This is a genomic window from Caballeronia sp. TF1N1 (assembly GCF_022878925.1).
GTDB lineage: Bacteria > Pseudomonadota > Gammaproteobacteria > Burkholderiales > Burkholderiaceae > Caballeronia.
Window position 1 is genome coordinate 93065 of sequence record NZ_CP084630.1, and the last position, 20530, is coordinate 113594.

At 54.7% G+C, this 20530-nt stretch carries 15 protein-coding genes; 9 read left to right on the plus strand and 6 right to left on the minus strand.

Annotation, left to right across the window (positions count from 1 at the left end; translation table 11 throughout):
* Positions 1-171: 171 nt before the first annotated feature.
* Both LDZ28_RS30580 and LDZ28_RS30585 read right to left on the minus strand, forming a co-directional pair.
* On the minus strand, positions 172-1398 hold the full coding sequence (locus tag LDZ28_RS30580) for an ISL3 family transposase (protein ID WP_244831967.1): 1227 nt from the start codon (positions 1396-1398) through the stop codon (positions 172-174).
* Between the two features lie 145 nt (positions 1399-1543).
* Positions 1544-2710, minus strand: a complete 1167-nt coding sequence (locus tag LDZ28_RS30585; RefSeq protein WP_244831968.1) for a thiolase domain-containing protein — start codon at positions 2708-2710, stop codon at positions 1544-1546.
* A 909-nt stretch (positions 2711-3619) separates the two neighbouring features.
* On the opposite strand from LDZ28_RS30585, the gene LDZ28_RS30590 reads away from it, so the two are divergent.
* Positions 3620-4846, plus strand: a complete 1227-nt coding sequence (locus LDZ28_RS30590; RefSeq protein WP_244831969.1) for an ISL3 family transposase — start codon at positions 3620-3622, stop codon at positions 4844-4846.
* A 240-nt stretch (positions 4847-5086) separates the two neighbouring features.
* Here LDZ28_RS30590 and LDZ28_RS30595 read toward each other — a convergent pair whose 3' ends face one another.
* The 3 genes from LDZ28_RS30595 to LDZ28_RS30605 all read right to left on the minus strand — a co-directional run bounded on the left by LDZ28_RS30595 (position 5087) and on the right by LDZ28_RS30605 (position 7290).
* Positions 5087-5551 carry a PCC domain-containing protein gene (locus LDZ28_RS30595; RefSeq protein WP_244831970.1) on the minus strand — a complete coding sequence of 155 codons (465 nt, stop codon included), beginning with the start codon at positions 5549-5551 and terminating at the stop codon, positions 5087-5089.
* Positions 5548-5790, minus strand: coding sequence for a hypothetical protein (locus LDZ28_RS30600; RefSeq protein WP_244831971.1), 243 nt, complete (start codon positions 5788-5790; stop codon positions 5548-5550). The genes LDZ28_RS30595 and LDZ28_RS30600 overlap by 4 nt, the downstream gene beginning before the upstream one ends.
* A gap of 537 nt (positions 5791-6327) precedes the next feature.
* On the minus strand, positions 6328-7290 hold the full coding sequence (locus tag LDZ28_RS30605) for a LysR family transcriptional regulator (RefSeq protein ID WP_370652298.1): 963 nt from the start codon (positions 7288-7290) through the stop codon (positions 6328-6330).
* Positions 7291-7398: 108 nt separating this feature from the next.
* Between LDZ28_RS30605 and LDZ28_RS30610 the strand changes: the two genes are divergently transcribed.
* The 8 genes from LDZ28_RS30610 (at position 7399) to dld (ending at position 17655) form a co-directional block, all read left to right on the plus strand.
* Positions 7399-8469 (plus strand): sigma-54-dependent Fis family transcriptional regulator, encoded by a 1071-nt coding sequence (locus LDZ28_RS30610; protein ID WP_244831972.1) that lies wholly within the window; start codon positions 7399-7401, stop codon positions 8467-8469.
* A gap of 129 nt (positions 8470-8598) precedes the next feature.
* On the plus strand, positions 8599-9618 hold the full coding sequence (locus LDZ28_RS30615) for a TRAP transporter substrate-binding protein (RefSeq protein WP_244831973.1): 1020 nt from the start codon (positions 8599-8601) through the stop codon (positions 9616-9618).
* A gap of 5 nt (positions 9619-9623) precedes the next feature.
* The gene (locus LDZ28_RS30620; protein WP_244831974.1) at positions 9624-11519 is read left to right on the plus strand and encodes a TRAP transporter large permease subunit; all 1896 of its coding nucleotides are present in this window, start codon (positions 9624-9626) and stop codon (positions 11517-11519) included.
* A 21-nt stretch (positions 11520-11540) separates the two neighbouring features.
* On the plus strand, positions 11541-12347 hold the full coding sequence (locus LDZ28_RS30625) for an SDR family NAD(P)-dependent oxidoreductase (RefSeq protein ID WP_244831975.1): 807 nt from the start codon (positions 11541-11543) through the stop codon (positions 12345-12347).
* A 19-nt stretch (positions 12348-12366) separates the two neighbouring features.
* Positions 12367-13542 carry an acetyl-CoA acetyltransferase gene (locus LDZ28_RS30630; RefSeq protein ID WP_370652304.1) on the plus strand — a complete coding sequence of 392 codons (1176 nt, stop codon included), beginning with the start codon at positions 12367-12369 and terminating at the stop codon, positions 13540-13542.
* A 40-nt stretch (positions 13543-13582) separates the two neighbouring features.
* Positions 13583-15184, plus strand: a complete 1602-nt coding sequence (locus tag LDZ28_RS30635) for an acyl-CoA synthetase (RefSeq protein ID WP_244831977.1) — start codon at positions 13583-13585, stop codon at positions 15182-15184.
* A complete protein-coding gene (locus LDZ28_RS30640) occupies positions 15184-15741 on the plus strand; it encodes a gamma carbonic anhydrase family protein (RefSeq protein ID WP_244831978.1) in 558 nt (185 codons plus the stop codon). The genes LDZ28_RS30635 and LDZ28_RS30640 overlap by 1 nt, the downstream gene beginning before the upstream one ends.
* Positions 15742-15909: 168 nt before the next feature.
* Complete coding sequence (dld, locus tag LDZ28_RS30645; RefSeq protein WP_244831979.1) at positions 15910-17655, plus strand: D-lactate dehydrogenase; 1746 nt, start codon at positions 15910-15912, stop codon at positions 17653-17655.
* Positions 17656-18096: 441 nt separating this feature from the next.
* Here dld and LDZ28_RS30650 read toward each other — a convergent pair whose 3' ends face one another.
* Positions 18097-19203, minus strand: coding sequence for an IS5 family transposase (locus tag LDZ28_RS30650; RefSeq protein WP_244829659.1), 1107 nt, complete (start codon positions 19201-19203; stop codon positions 18097-18099).
* Positions 19204-20530 lie beyond the last annotated feature (1327 nt).

Sequence of the window (20530 nt, forward strand, 5' to 3'; positions counted from 1 at the left end):
AGTGCGCCAAAACTTCGCCGCGCAAGTCGCATTCACGCTTGTCGCCGTACGGCTGGCTTTGCGAGCGCCGGTCGAAAGGCGCAATGCGACGACGTGAGATAGGCGAATTCCTCAACTTCGCAAACGACTTAAACATTGAGGCTCTTTTGAAAACGGAGTGGGTAACGGGGCTCATCGGGCATGCTCATTAAAGCGCGAGAAGTCGAATTTTCCGGCGATGAGAAACAGGACAGTGCGCATGGTTTCGAAGCGAGCGTACCCGCGTGCTTTGCGTTTGGCGGCCTGAAACAGGCCGTTGATGGCTTCGATGAAGCCGTTGGTCTGGCGCGTCTGAGTCCAGGCGACAATGCCCTCGAAGTGTCGGCGAATCAGTCGGGCGACGTCCTTCATCGGTTCGACCTTCGAGCGCATGACGTTCGTACACCACTGGTGCAACATCGCCGACACGACATTGATTTGCTTGCGCTCAAGAATGTCGCGCAGTTGCTCGCGGTACAGCCACGCCCGGGCCGTGCGCTTGGTGGTGTACTGACTGACGAGCGCCTCGAGGTCGGTCAGTTGGGCGAGATTCAGTTTGTTGGCATCTTTGAGCGGCGTCCAGCGCATGCCTTTGAGTTGCGGGTCGACCTTCTGTTGCTGCCTGCGCACCGTGTCGAGCGCCTTGGACGCGTGAGCAACGACGTGAAACTTGTCAAAGGTCAGTCGCGCGTCGGGCAGATGTTCATTGACGCCCTTGATGAAAGCTGGCGACATGTCGATGCTGACCGAGCTGATTTGCTCGGACGTGCCACCGTGTTCGCCCAGGTAGGCCGCAAAGCGTTCAATCGTGCTGGCATCCTTGCCGGTCGTGACGAACACGACCCGCCGCGCTCGCATATCGGCGACCAGCGTCAGATACTCATGACCGCGCCGATACGAGGTTTCGTCAATTGCCACTGCCTTCACCTCAGACAGGTCAGCCCCCGCGAGTGCCAGCTCCACATACCGCGAACAGATGGCGTGTACTCGATGCCACGACAGGTTGACCGCACGCGCGACAGCGGCAAACGGCATCTGCTGGGCGAGCATCAGTACGAGTGCCTCGAACAGCAGCGTAAAGCCGCTGAGTTGACCGACCCAATCAGGTTCGACCAACCGCACGGAGCCATCGGGCAAGCGCACACGCGGCACCCGCACTTCCAGAAAACATTCGTGTTGAAAGAAATTCAGGTGACGCAGACGCTTGATTTGCGTGTCGTGGACAGGATGCTCACCGGCAACTCCAGCATAGGAAAACCGGGTGCCCGCGACGAAGTCCACGGCAATGGTGAGTTGACGCTGAGCGGCATTGAAGTCAACGCCTTGAACGTACCAGGGCGCGGTTATACCGAGAGCGGATTCGAACAGTTCATTCGTCATGGTTGCTTTGTCATGGCTCAGCTTATCAATTCTGGGCGCCTCAAGGATTCGCTTCGCCGGGCCTACTCCCGTCCTTGACCCGCCAACCCACCCACTCAAAACTCAAAAGAGGCAACATTGATTAATCCCTGCAATTTGAAGTGAGTCAACGGCGTGCCTCAAGGATGCTTAAATAGTTCGTGACGGCTACGCCTCCCATATTGAACACGCCCGCCGTTCGCGCATTTCGAATTTGCATCTTGCCCGCTTGACCGCTCACTTGCATCGCGGCCATTACATGCATCGAGACCCCAGTGGCGCCGATCGGGTGTCCTCTCGCCGCAAGGCCTCCAGATGGGTTGACAGGTAAAACTCCTTTCTTGCTCGTGACGCCGTCGAGGATGACGTTAGCTCCCTTTCCAGGCGCGGCTAGACCCATTGCTTCGTATTGGATCAGCTCAGCGATCGTAAAGCAGTCGTGCGTTTCTACGAGGGATAGATCGCCTAGCGTCATTTCGGCTTGCGCAAGGCCTTTCCGCCAAGCTATCTGCGCGCCCTCGAAGGCGATTGGATCATGTCGCGACAAGGTGTGAAGGTCGCTAATTTGAACCGCAGCCCTGAACTCAACGGCATTTTTCATGCGTCTTGCAACCCGTGGTGTCGCAATGATCAACGCTGATGCACCATCTGAAATCCTCGAACAGTCGGAGCGCTTTAGGGGACCGGCAACATAAGGGTTTTCATCGGAAGGCGTGCGACAGAAGGCGAAATCAAAGGCTCTTTTTGTGGGGACGTAGTGGTTTGATATACCGTTGCAATAGTTCTTGGAGGCGATCGACGCGAGCGCGTCAGACTGATCACCATAACGGTCAAAGTACGTCTGGGTGAGTTTGCCAAAGATCGTAGCTAGACGATCCGATGCCTGTACCAAGTCCCTCGTGTAGGAACGGTTTCGTGCAACTTCTTCTATCTCGGCAGTTGGATGGCTAGACGTTTTTTCGTATCCTAAAACGAGGGTGCAGGTCGAACGTCCAGACCTTAATGCATCCAACGCCGAGTAGATTGCTGCCGAACCTGTCGAGCAAGCGTTTTCGCACCGGACAGTCGACGTGAAACGTAATTCGGGAACTGACTCAAATACAGATGCAGAGGAAATATTTTCGTAGGCAGAGGTGCCGTTGAACGTCCCAACGTGGATGGAATCGATTTGTCTCACATCGATTCCGGCATGGTCGAACGCTTCACGTGCAGTGTCGGCGATCAATCGTTTAACATCCATATGATCGAGCGTATCGAACGAACTGTGACTCCATCCGATGATGGTCGGTTTCATGCTAGATAACGTTAAATATCGATGGACCATCCAACATGCAAGAGCTACGCCATCAAGGAAGACGACGAAGATTTTTTCGCGGCGAACCTGATGGCTAACGTCAAGGTTGATCTAACTGAGCGGGCCATTAGAGCCGCAAGTGATTTGGAAAGCTTTCGTGAAGTTGTACTTGCGACAGTTGTCGCATACGTTAGACACCTGTTCACTTTGTACGACAAGACAGTTCGACAACTACATCCTGTTCCGGGCGATTGCTGATATCGCCTCTGTAGCGCTATCTGCATCCTAGATGCATCATGTCTAGCCCTTGTTGATTTGACCCACTGGCAGCTGTCATCTACTCTCCGACAGAGACGACATATCCAAGAAGCAGCTGATCCACGTACATGTCTTTCCATCACGGCCGCGATCTCAGAGAAGAGAACCGTCTTTCACTCATGTGCAAGAATGCCGGCCGACAATATTACTTCATAGCATCGGATGCAGGAGGCTACGCCAATGATCGATACCTCAATTGCCGTGTTCTGTCCGCACTGCCTACGAAGCGCGAACGTGCGGTGTCCAGTAGAAGCAGTCGAAAGTGAGCGGCTGAAGAACTTAGAAGCACCAGAGGGGTTTCGAAAGGTTCAAACAAGTGCGTTTAGCAATGCTATCTTTTTCTACTGCATGCAGTGTGCTGTCCCGGCAGAGATACATGATTTTGTCACTATCCGGTCCTGCTCAAAGCACTGATTGCATCCGTTAATCCGATGCGAACATTGAACGTCGTAGACAGGAAGCAAAACCAATAGATAAAGCCTCTTTTGAGTTTTGAGTGGGTGGGTTGGCGGGTCAAGGACGGGCGTAGGCCCGGCGAAGCGAATCCTTGAGGCGCCCAGAATTGATAAGCTGAGCCATGACAAAGCAACCATGACGAATGAACTGTTCGAATCCGCTCTCGGTATAACCGCGCCCTGGTACGTTCAAGGCGTTGACTTCAATGCCGCTCAGCGTCAACTCACCATTGCCGTGGACTTCGTCGCGGGCACCCGGTTTTCCTATGCTGGAGTTGCCGGTGAGCATCCTGTCCACGACACGCAAATCAAGCGTCTGCGTCACCTGAATTTCTTTCAACACGAATGTTTTCTGGAAGTGCGGGTGCCGCGTGTGCGCTTGCCCGATGGCTCCGTGCGGTTGGTCGAACCTGATTGGGTCGGTCAACTCAGCGGCTTTACGCTGCTGTTCGAGGCACTCGTACTGATGCTCGCCCAGCAGATGCCGTTTGCCGCTGTCGCGCGTGCGGTCAACCTGTCGTGGCATCGAGTACACGCCATCTGTTCGCGGTATGTGGAGCTGGCACTCGCGGGGGCTGACCTGTCTGAGGTGAAGGCAGTGGCAATTGACGAAACCTCGTATCGGCGCGGTCATGAGTATCTGACGCTGGTCGCCGATATGCGAGCGCGGCGGGTCGTGTTCGTCACGACCGGCAAGGATGCCAGCACGATTGAACGCTTTGCGGCCTACCTGGGCGAACACGGTGGCACGTCCGAGCAAATCAGCTCGGTCAGCATCGACATGTCGCCAGCTTTCATCAAGGGCGTCAATGAACATCTGCCCGACGCGCGACTGACCTTTGACAAGTTTCACGTCGTTGCTCACGCGTCCAAGGCGCTCGACACGGTGCGCAGGCAGCAACAGAAGGTCGACCCGCAACTCAAAGGCATGCGCTGGACGCTGCTCAAAGATGCCAACAAACTGAATCTCGCCCAACTGACCGACCTCGAGGCGCTCGTCAGTCAGTACACCACCAAGCGCACGGCCCGGGCGTGGCTGTACCGCGAGCAACTGCGCGACATTCTTGAGCGCAAGCAAATCAATGTCGTGTCGGCGATGTTGCACCAGTGGTGTACGAACGTCATGCGCTCGAAGGTCGAACCGATGAAGGACGTCGCCCGACTGATTCGCCGACACTTCGAGGGCATTGTCGCCTGGACTCAGACGCGCCAGACCAACGGCTTCATCGAAGCCATCAACGGCCTGTTTCAGGCCGCCAAACGCAAAGCACGCGGGTACGCTCGCTTCGAAACCATGCGCACTGTCCTGTTTCTCATCGCCGGAAAATTCGACTTCTCGCGCTTTAATGAGCATGCCCGATGAGCCCCGTTACCCACTCCGTTTTCAAAAGAGCCTAGATAAACATACGACTACAGCGGATGTCTGGAACCAGTATTTGGCAAGTATAAAAGAAGGAAAATTAGGCAAAACGTGGCATTAAAAAAAAGAGCCCGGCTTTCCCGGGCTAATAACTCGTGAGTCGCGAGCACGAGCTAACCTCTCGAGATTGCTAACTTCTCGTGATCATACGAAGGGATGCTATCGCGAGCCCCTTAGGCCAAGTTATGCAATCTCGTTGTTTGAACCTATTTGACGTCGCGGCGCTATCATGACTTCCGCATCCTCAATCCACTCCTGTACCGATACCTCAATAGTGATGAAAGATAGGTTCGATCCTGGCATGAATCGACCGGCGTAGATCTGCCCAGCCGTGTCGGCGACAACGCCGTGGAGCGATACCGCTGCAGCATCGCTCGTTGCATTCAATATCTCACCGTACACGCTTAATATTTCGACGCCGGGGCCCCGAATGTGGACAATTTGCTCGGAATCGTCTTGACCACGCGCGAGATTGCCGTCGATTAAGCTGCCGACCACTCCACGAACCACGGCATTATGAAAGCCATTTGCACGACACAGCACGACCAGTGATTCAGCCAGGTCTTGGTTAGGTTTTATTCGAGCAACCAGTAGTCGGCCGTAGTGCCCACGTTTTACAACGACTGCATCGGCGATGTGTTCGCTCATGATTTGATGACCGGCTTCAGTAAGTCAAAAGTGGTTTCGATATCTGGTGTGACCAAGAGGTCGACACCGTCGAAAAGGCATAGCCTGACGGTCAATCCGTCGCAGCCTGCATAACTTTGGTCCAATATAATATGACCGCCGTGTGCTTTCCCGGTCTCATCAACAAAGCCGCCATGACAGTGAAGGATCCTGGTGCGATCATATTTGTGACCAACCGTGATCGCGGCACCGATCAGCATGCTTACCCCAGTGACAACGATAGGAGGGCCATATATATATGGCTTTACTCCTTCAGACGCTCGTGTCATTACGTGATACTGGACTTTCTGGCAGAAGCCACCGACGATGCGGCCACAACCGGCTCGAAGACCATAATCGTCTATGACCCCGTGGAGGACGCGTCCCACGTTACTGCCTCTGGGCACTGAAATCCGAAGTTCCTCGGTCACCTGACTGGTGGATACGTCTATCAAACGAGGGTGAGTCACCTGTCCCGGATGAATGAAGGGCTGAGAATGAAATTTTCGATCGTCGTCCCGCCGTGCCTCTGAGGCAAGGGTGCCGGGGGCTGACATTGAGTGATGCATGAATGGTTCTCCTCTGAGCGCCTCGATAAAGGCCAGCCCATCCTTGCAAAAAGGGTGCCGGTGCTACAAGAATCTCCGAAAGGCGCGCAGGTTAGCGTTCTTGAGCGTCTGCGACGCTCAAAAACGAAATCCATATCGACTCAGCATGCAACAGATGTAGCGCAGCGCACGCGACACCTGTGTACTACATCAGGCACTAGGATCTCCCAATGCACCGACCTCCTCAGCAACAGCTACGAATGTCTCGATGCATGGGTTCCTGTTTAGCGGATCCCAAGTGACATTTAATTCGATGTATGGCGGATCTCGCAGCGGCCTGAACTTTACTTTCCTTGGCCGTGCGGTCTTCATTGACTTGTGTACTAATGCGACGCCAAGACCTTGCCCGACCAGTGTCACGATTGTTTGCTGATAGTTTGTCTCGAGACGTATCTTTGGCTCGAAGCCGCGCTGCTTGCAGTGCCCGAGGATAATGTCGTAGATGTATGGAGCTGCTGTTCTCGGCGAGATTAGGAACGACTCGTCTCGTAGATCAACGACGTCGATGGGGCCACTCCCACGAGCCAGATGATGGCCCGCCGGAAGAGCAGCCAAGAGGGGTTCCCGAAAAACCGTCTTTGTTGCCAGTTCACGAAGGTCGACCGGCGGGTACATCAGAGCGACGTCGGTAGTGCTTTGTCGAATGTCTTGCATGAGAAGTCGAGGAATCGACTCAGTGAGGTGAAGATCCACTGCCGGATACCGAGAAGCGTAGGCCAGCGTTATCGGGGGCACGACGCTGTATGCCGCCGCGAACATAAAACCTACCGAAAGAGAGCCACTGCCGCCTTGGCTCGCGGTCCTCGCATTCTGTTTTGCTCGCTCCACCGACCCAAGAATGTCTTTGGCATCGTGCTGAAACCTCTTGCCTGCGGCCGACAACTTTACGCTCCTCCGATTGCGCTCAAACAGCACAACGCCCACCTCCTCCTCAAGCAACGCGATTTGTCGCGACAACGGCGGTTGTGAAATGTTCAGACGTTCAGCAGCGCGCCCAAAGTGCAGGGTTTCCGCCAAGGTAACAAAGTAGTGGAGATGCCGTAACTCCATGTTATTCCCTGTAGGTATCACAGCCTGCCTTTTATTGTATTGGAAAATATGAGTGGCGAGCATTACTCTTGCATCACACAGTCGCATATGTATCGGCCAAAAGCCGTTAGCGCGCCGGTTAAGAGCTATGGCTTACCACCAAGTGAGCCGAATACAAGAACGGAGACAGTCGTGAGCCACCAAAAAGTAGCCCACAACGCCCCTTCACAGGGTTCAGTGGTTAAACGAAAGCCTGACGTACTCGACAGTGCAATGCTGGACGTTATGGACCGTGGCCGATGTTTCACCGATCGCGGTATTCCAGTTCTACTGCTCGGTGAGACTGGGACCGGCAAAGAAGTGGTTGCTCGGAAGTTGCACGAGCAAAGCACGCGCGGGGCACAGCCTCTCATTACGCTCAACTGCGCATCGATTCCTGAGTCATTGGTGGAAAGCGAGCTCTTCGGCTATGCTCGCGGTGCATTCTCCGGTGCATTGCCCGGCGGTATGAAAGGGAAGATTGAAGCGGCCGATGGCGGTACGCTCTTCCTTGACGAAATCGGCGACATGCCACTTAATCAACAGGCTCGACTACTGCGAGCACTTTCAGAGCGAGAAATCACGCCACTAGGTGCCACGAAACCCGTGCCCGTTGATTTCCAACTAATTTGCGCGACGCACCAAGACTTGCCGAAGCTTGTTCGCACAGGTGCTTTCCGCTCTGACCTTTTCTATCGGATTGCAGTTGGAATTCTTCGTCTGCCGACGCTACGGGAGCGCGCTGACTTCGAAATTCTCGTATCACAAATTGCAGAAGAAGAATTCGGTGGTTCGGTATCAATTGAAACAAGTACTTGGGAGCTGCTCCTTGAATGCGAATGGCCTGGAAACATTCGACAACTGCGGGCAGCGCTGCGGTGTGCATGTGCGTTGAGTAAAGACGGCACGCTTCGTCCTCACGACTTGCCCCTTGACCTTATTCTCCTCCCGCCGGCTGTCCCTTCGTTAGAAGCTGAGCGCTCGATCCACTCGAGCTTAGTGAACAAGGCGGACATCTTCGCAGATGCTAACCCCTCTCAAAAACGCGAACGCGTCATCCAAGTTCTAGCGGGCAGTCGATGGAACATGTCTGCCGCAGCGAAAAATCTTGGGATCTGCCGATCCACACTTTATCGGCAACTAAAGTCCCTCGGTATTACCCACATCAAGGACGCTGAGGTGGCGTTGAGTAGCGCCTCACCTGTCCTTGCCGCCAGACGATAAATCTACAAAGCTATTTGTAAATGTCTTATTAGTGCGTCGCAACATGCTCATGGAACCGACGTTCTCAGTAAGTTGACCTAATCGTTTTCCCTTATAAAAGGCCGACAAACGGCTGTTCAGGAGACATTGATGTACACAACCAACAGACGTTCCTTCCTTAAAGTCATGGCGGTTGCAGCTTCCGCGCCATCTCTTGCTGTGACCTCGCATTCTGCCCGAGCGGCAGAGTTTACCCTCCGTTACGCTAACAATCTACCTTCCGCGCACCCCATGAATGTTCGAGCCAAGGAGATGGCTGCGCGCGTGGCTTCAGAGTCCAAGGGACGGGTGGAAATTCAGATCTTCCCGAATAACCAGTTGGGAAGCGACACAGACACTCTTTCGCAGCTCCGTTCGGGCGCGGTCGACTTTTTCACGCTATCGCCCTTGATTCTTGGAACGTTCATTCCCGCGGCCCAGATCAGCGGGATCGGCTTTGCGTTCAACGACTACAACAACGTTTGGGCCGCAATGGACGGGGAGTTAGGCGCTCACGTCCGCAAGCAGATTGGTGCAACGTCAATCTTCGCTTTCGAGAAGATCTGGAATGGCGGCTTCCGCCAAATCACAACTGGCGCCAAACCCATCGCGCAGGCCAGAGACCTCCAGGGCGTGAAGCTTCGCGTTCCCCCGAGCCCTCTGTGGACATCAATGTTCAAGGATTTTGGAGCTGCTCCAGCGAGCGTCAACTTTGCCGAAGTGTATTCGGCTCTTCAGACGCACGTCGTTGAAGGTCAAGAAAACCCTCTGTCCATCATCTATACGGCAAAACTCTACGAAGTTCAGAAGTTTTGCTCGCTGACGAACCACATGTGGGACGGGTTCTGGTTCCTTGGTAACAAGGAGTCATTTGGCCGCCTCTCTCCGGAACTTCAGACCATAGTACGAAACGCAATTAATGATGCTGGCACGAAACAGCGAGAGGACGTTGTTCAACTCGACCAAACGCTGCGCGCCAAGCTTGAAAGCACTGGCCTGACATTCAACGAAGTTGACAAGGCGTCTTTCCGCCAACAGCTCCAAGCGGCTGGCTTCTACGCTGAATGGCAAAAAAAGTTCGGGCCGCAGGCTTGGGCGCTTCTTGAGAAATACTCTGGAAAGTTGGGGTAATCGTCATGCAAACCACGCATTCCCTTACGCATGGTTCCGATGCCGCTCAGTCGATCCGCCTGTCTGCCGTATTGGCCAAGGCGCTTGTCCGCGTCGTGGAGCTTGCCGCTGCCGCGATTCTTGCCATTGAAGTTGGCGTTCTTTTTTGTGGGGTGATTTGGCGGTATGCCTTGAACGATCCACTCGTTTGGTCCGACGAAGTGGCATCTGCACTGTTCAGTTGGCTAGCTATGCTTGGCGCGGTACTGGCTCTGAGCCGTGGCGAACACATGAAGATGACCGCCGTCGTCAAGAAGTGGTCGCCAGCCGCACAAGCGTGGGCGGAGAGTGTAGCGTCCCTGACTGTTTGCGTGTTCGTCGCGATGATTATGCTTCCTGCGACTCACCACGCTAGCGAGCAGATGGACATTACAACTCCAGCGCTTGGTATGCCTGACGGTTTTCGCGCTGCCGCACTTCCTGTGGGTGCTGCGCTGATGCTTATAGTCGCCATCACGAAATTGTTTATGTTGAACAGCTTGAAGTCGTGTGTTGCGGCATTTGCTACCGTCGGTGTTGTCGCGGCTGCTCTTTGGTTCAGCGCTCCCGCGCTTTTGTCTATGGGCAATTTGAACCTACTCATTTTTTTCATTGCAATCGTCGGCGGAGCAATTATTCTCGGCACGCCTATCGCCTTTGCATTTGGAATCGCGACGGTGAGTTATTTGGTGCTTGTCACACATGCTCCGCTTGCTATCGTCGTTAGCCGCATGGACGAGGGCATGGCTAACTTGGTGCTGTTGGCGGTCCCAGTCTTCGTTCTGCTTGGTACGCTTCTTGAAATTAGCGGACTTGCGCGGTCGCTCGTCAACTTCATGTGTTCGCTGCTTGGACATGTTCGCGGCGGCTTGCAATACGTACTATTAGGGGCGATTTTTCTTGTTTCTGGCATTTCGGGGTCGAAAGCCGCCGACATGGCCGCTGTCGCACCCGCACTGTTCCCGGAGATGAAGAAGCACGGCTCTGATCCTGATGAGCTGGCCGCGCTCCTTAGTGCATCCGGGGCTATGACCGAAACCATCCCGCCGAGCCTAGTACTTATAACAATCGGAGCCGTGTGCGGTGTGTCGATCAGCGCCTTGTTCGTTGGCGGTCTGCTTCCGGCGGTCGTAGCAACGTTGGCAATTGCAGTGGTTTGCTGGCTACGCGCGCGGTCGGGTCCGGCACCGACACTGAAACGCGCTTCGCTTAAGCAGATCGGCCTGACCTTCCTCGCGGCGTTCCCTGCGCTGTTGCTTCCCATCCTCATCCGGGTCGCCGTGGTTGAAGGCGTTGCGACGGCGACGGAGGTATCGACTCTCGCTGTCGGTTACACGCTCGTATTCGCTTTGCTTGCACGAGCCGTCGGCCGCAACGTGCAGCTTAAACGGCTCTACACCATGCTTGTAGACGCCGCTGCTCTCTCAGGCGCGATTCTCCTTATCATCGGTTTGGCAACATCGATGGCTTGGGCCCTTACGCGCTCTGGTTTCTCAAACCAACTTGTCGCGTTGATGCAGAGCGCGCCCGGCGGGTCGATTGGCTTCATGCTGGTGACGATCGTTAGTTTCGCAATCCTCGGCAGCGTGCTGGAAGGTATCCCCGCTATCGTTCTGTTCGGGCCGTTGCTTTTCCCTGTCGCAAGAGCACTTCACGTCAACGACGTGCACTACGCGATGGTCGTCATCCTTGCGATGGGGCTCGGCCTATTTGCACCACCATTCGGGGTTGGCTTTTATGCAGCGTGTGCGATCGGAAAGGTTTCGCCGGACGGCGTTGGCCCGAAGGTGTGGCGTTACATGTTCGCGTTACTGATTGCGCTCCTCGTTGTGACCTTCGTCCCTTGGTTATCCACGGGTTTCCTCTCTTCGGCCCATATCTGAACCGCTTGCGGAGTAATTATCATGCGGGATACCACTAACACAGAAGTATCAAAAGCACGTCGTGTGGCTAATTCGAATGGTCGCGTCGCGCTCGTCACTGGCGCCGCAATGGGCATTGGAGCTGCGATTGCAAAACGTCTAGCAGCCGACGGCTTTAGCGTTGTGTTGGGCGACCTAAATCTCGACGCAGCTGAGTCGCTTGCTCAAGAGCTCTGCGCCCAAGGACACACCGCGATCGCGGTCACGCTAGATGTCGGAAGTGATGCCTCGATTCATGCGGCGTTCGAACAGATTGTGGCGCACTTTGCACGCTGCGATGTTCTGGTCAACAACGCAGGCATTGCTAAAACTTACCCCTTTGAGTCTTATCCGCTCGCGCATTGGCGTGCAGTGATGGATGTCAATGTGACGGGACCTATGCTCCTCGCACAACAGGCCGTCCAGCACATGAAGAAGCAAAGCTGGGGTCGGGTCATCAACATCGCGTCTGTAGCTGGTATTCGAGCCAGCGCAGGTCGAACAGCGTACGGGACGTCTAAGTCTGCCGTCATTGGATTGACCCGACAGATGGCGATCGAACTGGCAGCTCAAGGCGTGACTGCAAACGCCATTGCTCCTGGTCCCATTGAAACTCCAATGGTGGCAACACTGCACTCCGACACCACCAGGGACAATTTTCTGAAGCAAGTGCCCATGAAGCGATACGGTGCCCCAGAAGAAATTGCCGGCGTCGTCTCCTTTCTCGCTTCAGATGACGCCTCTTACGTAACCGGACAAACGCTCGCCGTCGATGGCGGATTCATTGCCGCTGGTGTGCTTGAAATTTAGTACTAACTTGGAGGAATTTATCGTGACCGCTCAACCTCTCATCATCGGGTGGAGTCATCTTCCGTTTGGAAAGCTCGATGCGCTCGAACCTGAAGAAATGATTTCTAAGTCCGCGTCAGGTGCCATCGAGCACGCAGGGATTGACGCCAGTGTTATCGATTCGGTTCACATAGGAACTTTTAATGCGGGATTTGTGTATCAGGATTTCCCGTCGGCACTTATCTTCAATTCAATTCCCAGCCTTCGCTATGCTGCGACCGTGCGTTGCGAGAACGCATGCGCGACCGGCTCCGCAGCTCTGTACTCGGCACTCGACGCTGTGCGCTCGGGACGTTCGAAATACGCGCTCGTGATCGGCATGGAAAAGATGACTTCAATTCCCACGAAGGAAGTGGGGGACATCCTGCAAAAGTGCTCGTACGCAAAAGAGGAAGCCGGTGTGCCTGGTGGTTTTGCGGGCATCTTCGGGACAATCGCGCAAGCCTACTTTGACAAGTATGGCGATCAGTCCGACGCACTTGCCGCTATCGCAGCAAAGAATCATCGCAATGGCATGGCTAACCCGTATGCTCACATGCGTCGCGACTTCGGATTCGACTTCTGCCGCAATCCGTCTGAAAAAAATCCTTTCGTTGCGGGGCCGCTCAAGCGTACCGATTGCTCTCTGATTTCTGACGGGGCCGCCGCGATGATCATTGCCGCCGATAACGTTGCTACAAGTCCTCGCCGCGCAATCGCGTTTCGTTCGAGCTTGCAGATCAGCGATTACCTCCCGCTCTCTAGGCGCGACAAGACTCGGTTTGAAGGCGCGCAACGCGCTTGGCAGCATGGGCTCGAACAAGCTAAGTTGACGCTTGACGACCTCTCTTTCGTCGAGACCCACGACTGTTTCACGATTGCAGAACTGCTTGAATACGAAGCGATGGGCCTTGCAAAGTCTGGCGAAGGTGCCAGGGTCATCCTTGACGGCGTTACGGCCAAGGACGGGAAGTTGCCGGTTAATCCCTCGGGCGGTTTGAAAGCCAAGGGGCATCCGATAGGTGCCACAGGCGTCTCTATGCACGTTATGGCAGCCATGCAACTCGCCAACGAAGCCGGCGACATGCAAATTCCGAACGCTACTTTCGCCGGCGTATTCAACATGGGCGGTGCTGCCGTCACTAACTACTTAAGCATCCTTGAGCGAACAGCTTAACGCACATCTGGTCGAAAGACGCATTGTATTGAGGATTGACATGCTTACCACCGTTATGAATTTGGGTGACCTCCTGACTCAGGTTGCTCGACGCTTTCCCAAAGAACCTGGCTTTATCACGTCGGAAAGGACGTGGACGTGGGAAGAAATCAACGCGCGAGTGAACGCTGTTTGTGTTGCTTTACGTCAAGAGGGCGTTAAGCCGGGAGACCGAGTGCTGGTGCATTCCCGCAACAATATCGCGCTTTTTGAAAGCGCGTGGGCTGCGTTCAAACTCGGTGCCATTTGGGTTCCTACAAACTATAAAATTGCACCTCCGGAGGCCGCTTATCTAGGGCAATCTAGCCGCGCGAGCGTGATGATCTATGACAGTGGGTTCGAGAATTACGTTGACGCTGTTCGCGAGGTGTCGCCGGTTCTAAAGACCGTCGTCGCGCTTGGTAAGCCACGCGACGGGGAGCTAAATTACGAGGAACTCGCTGGCGCGCCGAGCACAGACTTCAACTCGGCGGAAGTAGATAGGGACGCCCCCCTTTGGTTTTTCTACACATCTGGCACTACCGGTCGTCCGAAGGCCGGAACCCTGACCCACGGACAGATGGCGTTCGTCATCACAAATCACCTTGCAGACCTAATGCCCGGTATCGACCATCGATCTCGCTCGTTGGTTGTCGCGCCCCTATCCCATGGCGCAGGTATTCACGCCCTGGTCAACACAGCTCGCGGCGCCGCAAGCGTGATACCGAGCGGTGATCGCCTCGACGCTGAAGAGGTTTGGTGTTTGGTTGAAAAACACCGTGTGGATAATATGTTCACCGTGCCAACAATCGTCAAGGTCATCAGTGAGCACGAAAGCGTTGACCGCTACGATCACAGCTCTCTCAAGTTCTTGATTTATGCTGGTGCTCCGATGTACCGCGCTGACCAAAAGCATGCGCTTAAGAAGTTGGGACCGGTCCTCGTCCAATACTATGGGCTAGGAGAAGTAACTGGCAATATCACCGTGCTCCCAACGTGGATGCACAGAGAAGATGACGATGCGGCGGACGCACGGGTCGGAACGTGTGGTTATCCAAGAACGGGAATTGACGTCGCCATTCTCGACGACGAAGGTAATCGACTAGCACCGTTTCAGACCGGCGAAATCTGCGTGCGCGGTCCCGCTGTCATGGTGGGATACGACGACAATCCGGAAGCTAACAGGAAAGCTTTTAAGCACAATTGGTTTCACACAGGCGACCTCGGTCACATCGACCGCGATGGCTTCCTGTATGTGACGGGACGTTCTTCCGATATGTATATCTCCGGTGGCTCCAACGTCTATCCACGAGAAGTCGAGGAAGTACTTTTGCAGCACCCAGGCGCGCAAGAGGTTGCTGTGCTCGGCATGCCAGACGAAAAGTGGGGTGAAATCGGCGTTGCCGTCATCGTGCGTCGGGGCGGCCTCGCCGTCTCGGATGAGGAACTATTAGCGTATCTTGACGGTCGTCTGGCCAAATACAAATGGCCGCGACGCTTCGTCTACTGGGATGCACTTCCCAAATCAGCGTACGGGAAGATCACAAAGAAGGACGTTCGCGCTCGTTTGATTGCCGAAGCAGAAGGCGTCGCGGCCAACGTCGCGAGTGTGGTAAGTGCGTAGTGGCCGAATATAGCATCGGCCAATTCAGCCCCAGGATTCATCCCGATGCCTACATTTCCAGTCACGCTATCGTGATTGGAAACGTGGAAATTGCAGAGGGTGCATCCGTCTGGCCAGGGGTCATCATCCGCGGCGATAACGAGAAAATTGTAATTGGGCCCGATTCGAATATCCAGGATGGTGCCGTAATCCACGCTGACCCCGGCTATCCTGTTGTTATAGGCGACTCCGTGTCGATTGGACATATGGCAGTGCTGCATGGCTGCCAAGTTGGTGCGGCAAGCCTCGTTGGCATACAGGCTGTAGTGCTGAATGGCGCAGTTATTGGGAATAGGTGTCTTGTCGGCGCATGCGCACTCGTGCCGCAAGGCAAGGTGGTTAAGGATTCCTCTCTGATTATCGGCAGCCCGGCGAAGGCGTTACGGACCCTGTCCGATGAAGAAGCAGCTTTTATAGCTCGCAATGCGCGAGAGTATCGCGAGAGGGCGCAGCGTTACCGTCATGAGTTGCGGCGACTAGGCCAAAATGTTCGCGTTAATGCAAGTGCTTCGCTTTGAAGGTCCATAAATTTTCTGAAACTAAACGCTGGCCCAATCACCCAAACATCAGGAACGAAGTTGCGCAGAGCGGTTCCTCTGCGCAGTTCCTCCGCACGAGTCCAGAGCAAGTTTATGCGTCGGCTAAAGAAGAATTCCGCTCGTTGGTCACGTAATGCCAGAAATGAAATGGCAGACGTATCATCGATTGATACAGGTCGAGCAGCTCGCGACCTCTTGCACTCGCTTCGCTCGATTGTCGGCGAGCGCTATGTTCTGACCGATAAGCCGGCTACCCGTCGTTTCACTAGCGGATTTCGCTTTGGCGACGGCCCGGCGCTTGCCGTCGTGCGACCCGGATCCTTACGCGAGATGTGGCGTGCCTTTTCAGCATGCGTACAGCAGAACGCAGTTGTAATAACGCAGGCTTCGAATACAGGGCTCACTGGCGGGTCCACACCGAATGGCGACGACTACGGTCGCAAGGTTGTGGTTATCAACACTACTCGGATTCGGCAGTTGCATCTCGTCCTCGGAGGAGAGCAGGTCGTCTGCTTGGCTGGAACAACGCTGGATCAGCTTGAGCGAGTCCTCAGGCCATTGCAACGCGAGCCGCACTCTGTTATCGGGTCATCATGTATTGGCGCCTCCGTCATCGGTGGGATTTGCAATAACTCGGGAGGCTCACTAGTTCGACGTGGTCCTGCGTACACAGAGCTCGCGCTGTACGCGCGGGTCGACTTGAATGGACATATTGAGCTCGTGAACCATCTCGGGATTGACCTTGGAACTGAACCTGAGGAAATCTTGTCTCGCTTAGAGGCGGGGCACTTCGGCGAAGAGGATGTGCATTACACGGATGCAGCTGCCTCAGATAACACATACTCGGAGCACGTGCGGGATGTGAACGCGCCGACGCCAGCCCGATATAATGCGGACCCACTTCGCCTGCATGAAGCAGCGGGTTGCGCTGGAAAGGTAATGGTTTTCGCGGTTCGTCTGGATACGTTCCCTTCAGAAAACGCGACCACAACCTATTACATTGGAACAAATGAAAAATCATATCTGACCGATGTTCGTCGTTACCTCCTTACAGGTTGCTCCACGATACCGATTGCCGGCGAATACCTTCATCGCGATGCCTACGACACGGCGGCAATATACGGCAAAGACCTGTTTCTTGCCATTAAACTTCTAGGGACGCGCAGGCTCCCCGCTCTATTCTCAGCGAAAAGTCGGTTCGACTCAGCCTTGGCTCGACTGGGTTTTGCAGGCGAAGGAACTTCTGACCGGTTACTTCAGTGGATGAGCCGGCTGATGCCTAATCACCTACCCGAACGAATGCAGGACATGCGACGGCGTTTTGAACATCATTTGATAGTCAAAGTCTCGGCTTCCTCTGCAAACCAAGTGCGCAAATTCTTGACATCGTCGTTGGAGCCCGCTAACGCCGAATTTTTTGAATGTACGGATGCCGAGGCCGGAAAAGCGTTCTTGCACCGATTCGTTGCGGCGAGTGCTGCAGTCCGATATCGCGCCGTCCACCGACGGGAAGTCGAAGACATCGTAGCGCTCGACATAGCTCTAAGAAGGAATGATAGGGACTGGCTTGAAAACTTGCCTGAGAACCTCGACCAAAAATTTGTCTTAAAGCTTTACTATGGGCATTTTCTATGTCACGTGTTTCATCAAGACTACATCGTACGTAGAGGCGTGGATTGTGTTGCGACCGAGCATGAACTTCTGAGAATCTGCGACGCGCGAGGTGCTAAGTACCCGGCAGAGCATAACGTCGGCCATCTCTATCAGGCGGAAGACGGTCTCGCGCAGTTCTATCGGAACCTTGACCCCTGCAATTGCTTGAATCCAGGCATTGGACAAACCTCGAAGTTCGCTAATTACAGAGAGCCGAACGCAACCGCGGTCGCCGAGTGAATCCGAATCGTCAATTCTGTCCGTGACCAATCGTCACAACCAATCTACGCAGGCCGAAGATGATTTGATTCGCAAATGGACGAAAGCAGCTGGCAAATGAATCATCGCCGTGGCGTTCGACGGGTCGACGGCGCGATACTGGAAAATGGGGTGCGGTTCATGTAGGTTGCGGACGCAATCGTCGCTCTTAACGCCCCTCGAAGAAAGGTGTGCTCGTTTTAGCGCTTACGATAGATAGGATGCGCTTGCCATAAGCGGTTTGGGGGCGAGGTGCCTGGCTCAAGAAGTCGGACGAGCTCTAACAGGCTGTTGAAATATGCCTCAATGAACGTGGGCTCGATTATTCGGAAGAGCTAGCGCGTTGGAATGTTCCAAATAAATTGACGCCGATTCTCCTTGATTCAGATGCCGCCGATGCCGCGTTCCTTCTCGCTTACTCTTTCAAGCTGCCTTAGCAGCAAGCGTTCGCATGCGAGTGAGGTTGTACGCCGCCTGAGTGAGCACGAAGAGCTGGTCGACTCGCTTCAGACCTCGATACATCGCCTGCCGAATTCTGCCAACGGTCTTTGCCCATCCGAACACCTGCTCGATGCGTTTGCGTTTGCACTGACTGATTGCATAGCCTGGCCATCGTGTGGTTCGAGCGTCAATCGCGGAACCGCCCGCGCGTGCATCGTTTTGCGCCACGTGCGGTGTCACGTTGTTCTCGCGACACGTCGCCACGAAGCCCGCCGTATCGTAGTTCTTGTCAGCACCGACCGTTATGGTCGTACCGGCAAATTGCGCAGCATCCGCAAGCATCTGCGCGGCCGCATCCCGTTCGGCCGTGCCATTGGCCTGCGTGACCTGTGCGTTGACCACGAGACCATGCCGATTATCGGTCAGCACGTGACCCATGTAACAAAGCACCGCGCCCGTGCCACGACTCTTGCGGAACAAGCGCGCCTGACTGTCCGTGCTGGATTCATGGGTGTCGTTGCTGCGTTTCTCGCCGCGCCAGTTCTCCTGCGAGCCGTCTCCGCCCTCAGGCGGCGAATCGTCATCCGACTTTGTCTTGGGCACGAAACTCTTGTGTCCCGCCCACGCCTGAATGAGCGTGCCGTCGACGCTGAAGTGCTCGCCCGACAGGTGACCTTGCACGCGCGCCGTCTCGACAGTCTCGTTGAACAAGCTGACCATGACATCGTGGACCATCAGCCGGTCGCGGTTCTTGCTGAAGGTAGAGTGGTCCCAGACCGCATCATCCATCGCCAGTCCGACGAACCATCGAAACAGCATGTTGTAGGAGATTTGCTCCATCAGCATGCGTTCGCTGCGAATCGAATACAACACCTGCAACAACAGCGCGCGTATCAGTTTCTCCGGCGCGATGCTCGGGCGACCGCCCTTGGCCTCGCTCTCGTACATGCGCGAAAACACCTCGTCCATGCGCCTGAGCGCCTCGTTCAGCCACAGGCGAATCGGTCGCAGCGGATGATTGGCCGGAACGAAATCGTCCAGTCTGGACATCGTGAACATCGATTCAGTGTAGCTGTCGGGGCCGCGCATCGCTTCTGTCTCTGTGTCGTCGAATTCTTTAAATCAACGTCTCTCCCTTACGCACGGATGACCGCGCAAAGGGTATTTCAACAGCCTGCTAAGGCTGATCTTAGGTCGTGGCGTTGAAACACGAAAAGCAGTGACGCCTTACGACGGCGTCAATGGGCAGAAGCGGGACTCCTTTGAACATCTTTAAAGAGGCCTAAAATTGGGCTCCTTAAACCAAAAGTTGATTAAGAGATTAAGATGGCTATAACCGCGGTTGATTTTCATCCCATGGGAAGGCGAGACGATCACTGCACGCTTCGTCGATCAGTTGCATGCCATGGTCGAGCGAAGCGCGATAAACCAAGTCACAGCTTTCCCCTACCTCGAAAGTCAGAAGAGGCCAACTGAACCCGTCTAAGCTAACGATCTTAAGCGTCAACGCGCGCTCGTCAACGGGAAGCAGTTCGATGATCAATCGATGCCCTCGATACCTTGCTTCCATAGGGATCTCGCCACGCCGGAGAAGATTCATGATTCATTATAGGACTGGCGCGCACAAGCCTCTTACTGGAGGCTCGTCATAGAAGCCTGCACCAGCTCGGATTTATTATGAGCATGATGGTAGGCGATCGGCAGCACGACCATAAATGTTGTGCCGGATTCATGGTTGGACACGACTGATACAGACCCGCCGTGCACTCGGCAACTCCCTTGATGATGAAAAGACCGCGTCCAATGCCGTGGCTTTCTTATGCCCCGCCTCCCCATTGTTTGGGATGCGCTTGAGTGGATCAAAATCTGCCTGCGCATCCTAAGGAATGGTTTCGCCGAGGTTATGAACATCAAGCCTCACGCACCCATCTGCTTTTGATGCGCTCACCGTGACCGGGGCATTATGGTCGTCATGGTTGAGAGTAGTACTTATGAGATTGGAGATCACTTACTTGACTCGAATCCGATCCCAGTGACCGTCTAGTCGATCACGTACGTCGAGTTCGATGGAGCGATGGAGCGCTTCGGTGAAATACACGCAGTTCTCCAACTGCATCGTTGCAAACGTCGCGTAATGACATCTTTTGGCTTCGAATTGAAAATTGCCCGCCCATACGTACTTGAGCAAAATCGAGCAGATCCGCAACAATCTTTTCCATCGCCTCAGCGCTGCTCAATATGTGCCCCGCCCAGCGCTTCGTTACGAATCAGGTAATGGGCGGACATAACGATGCCGCCGAGCGGATTGCGCAGATCATGCGCAATCATGCCGATTAGAATTTCTTGCGCACGAGCGGTGCGCGACGTCTACCACGCAATCGACTCCGTGAGCGCTTGATCGATGGCTAATAGCTAT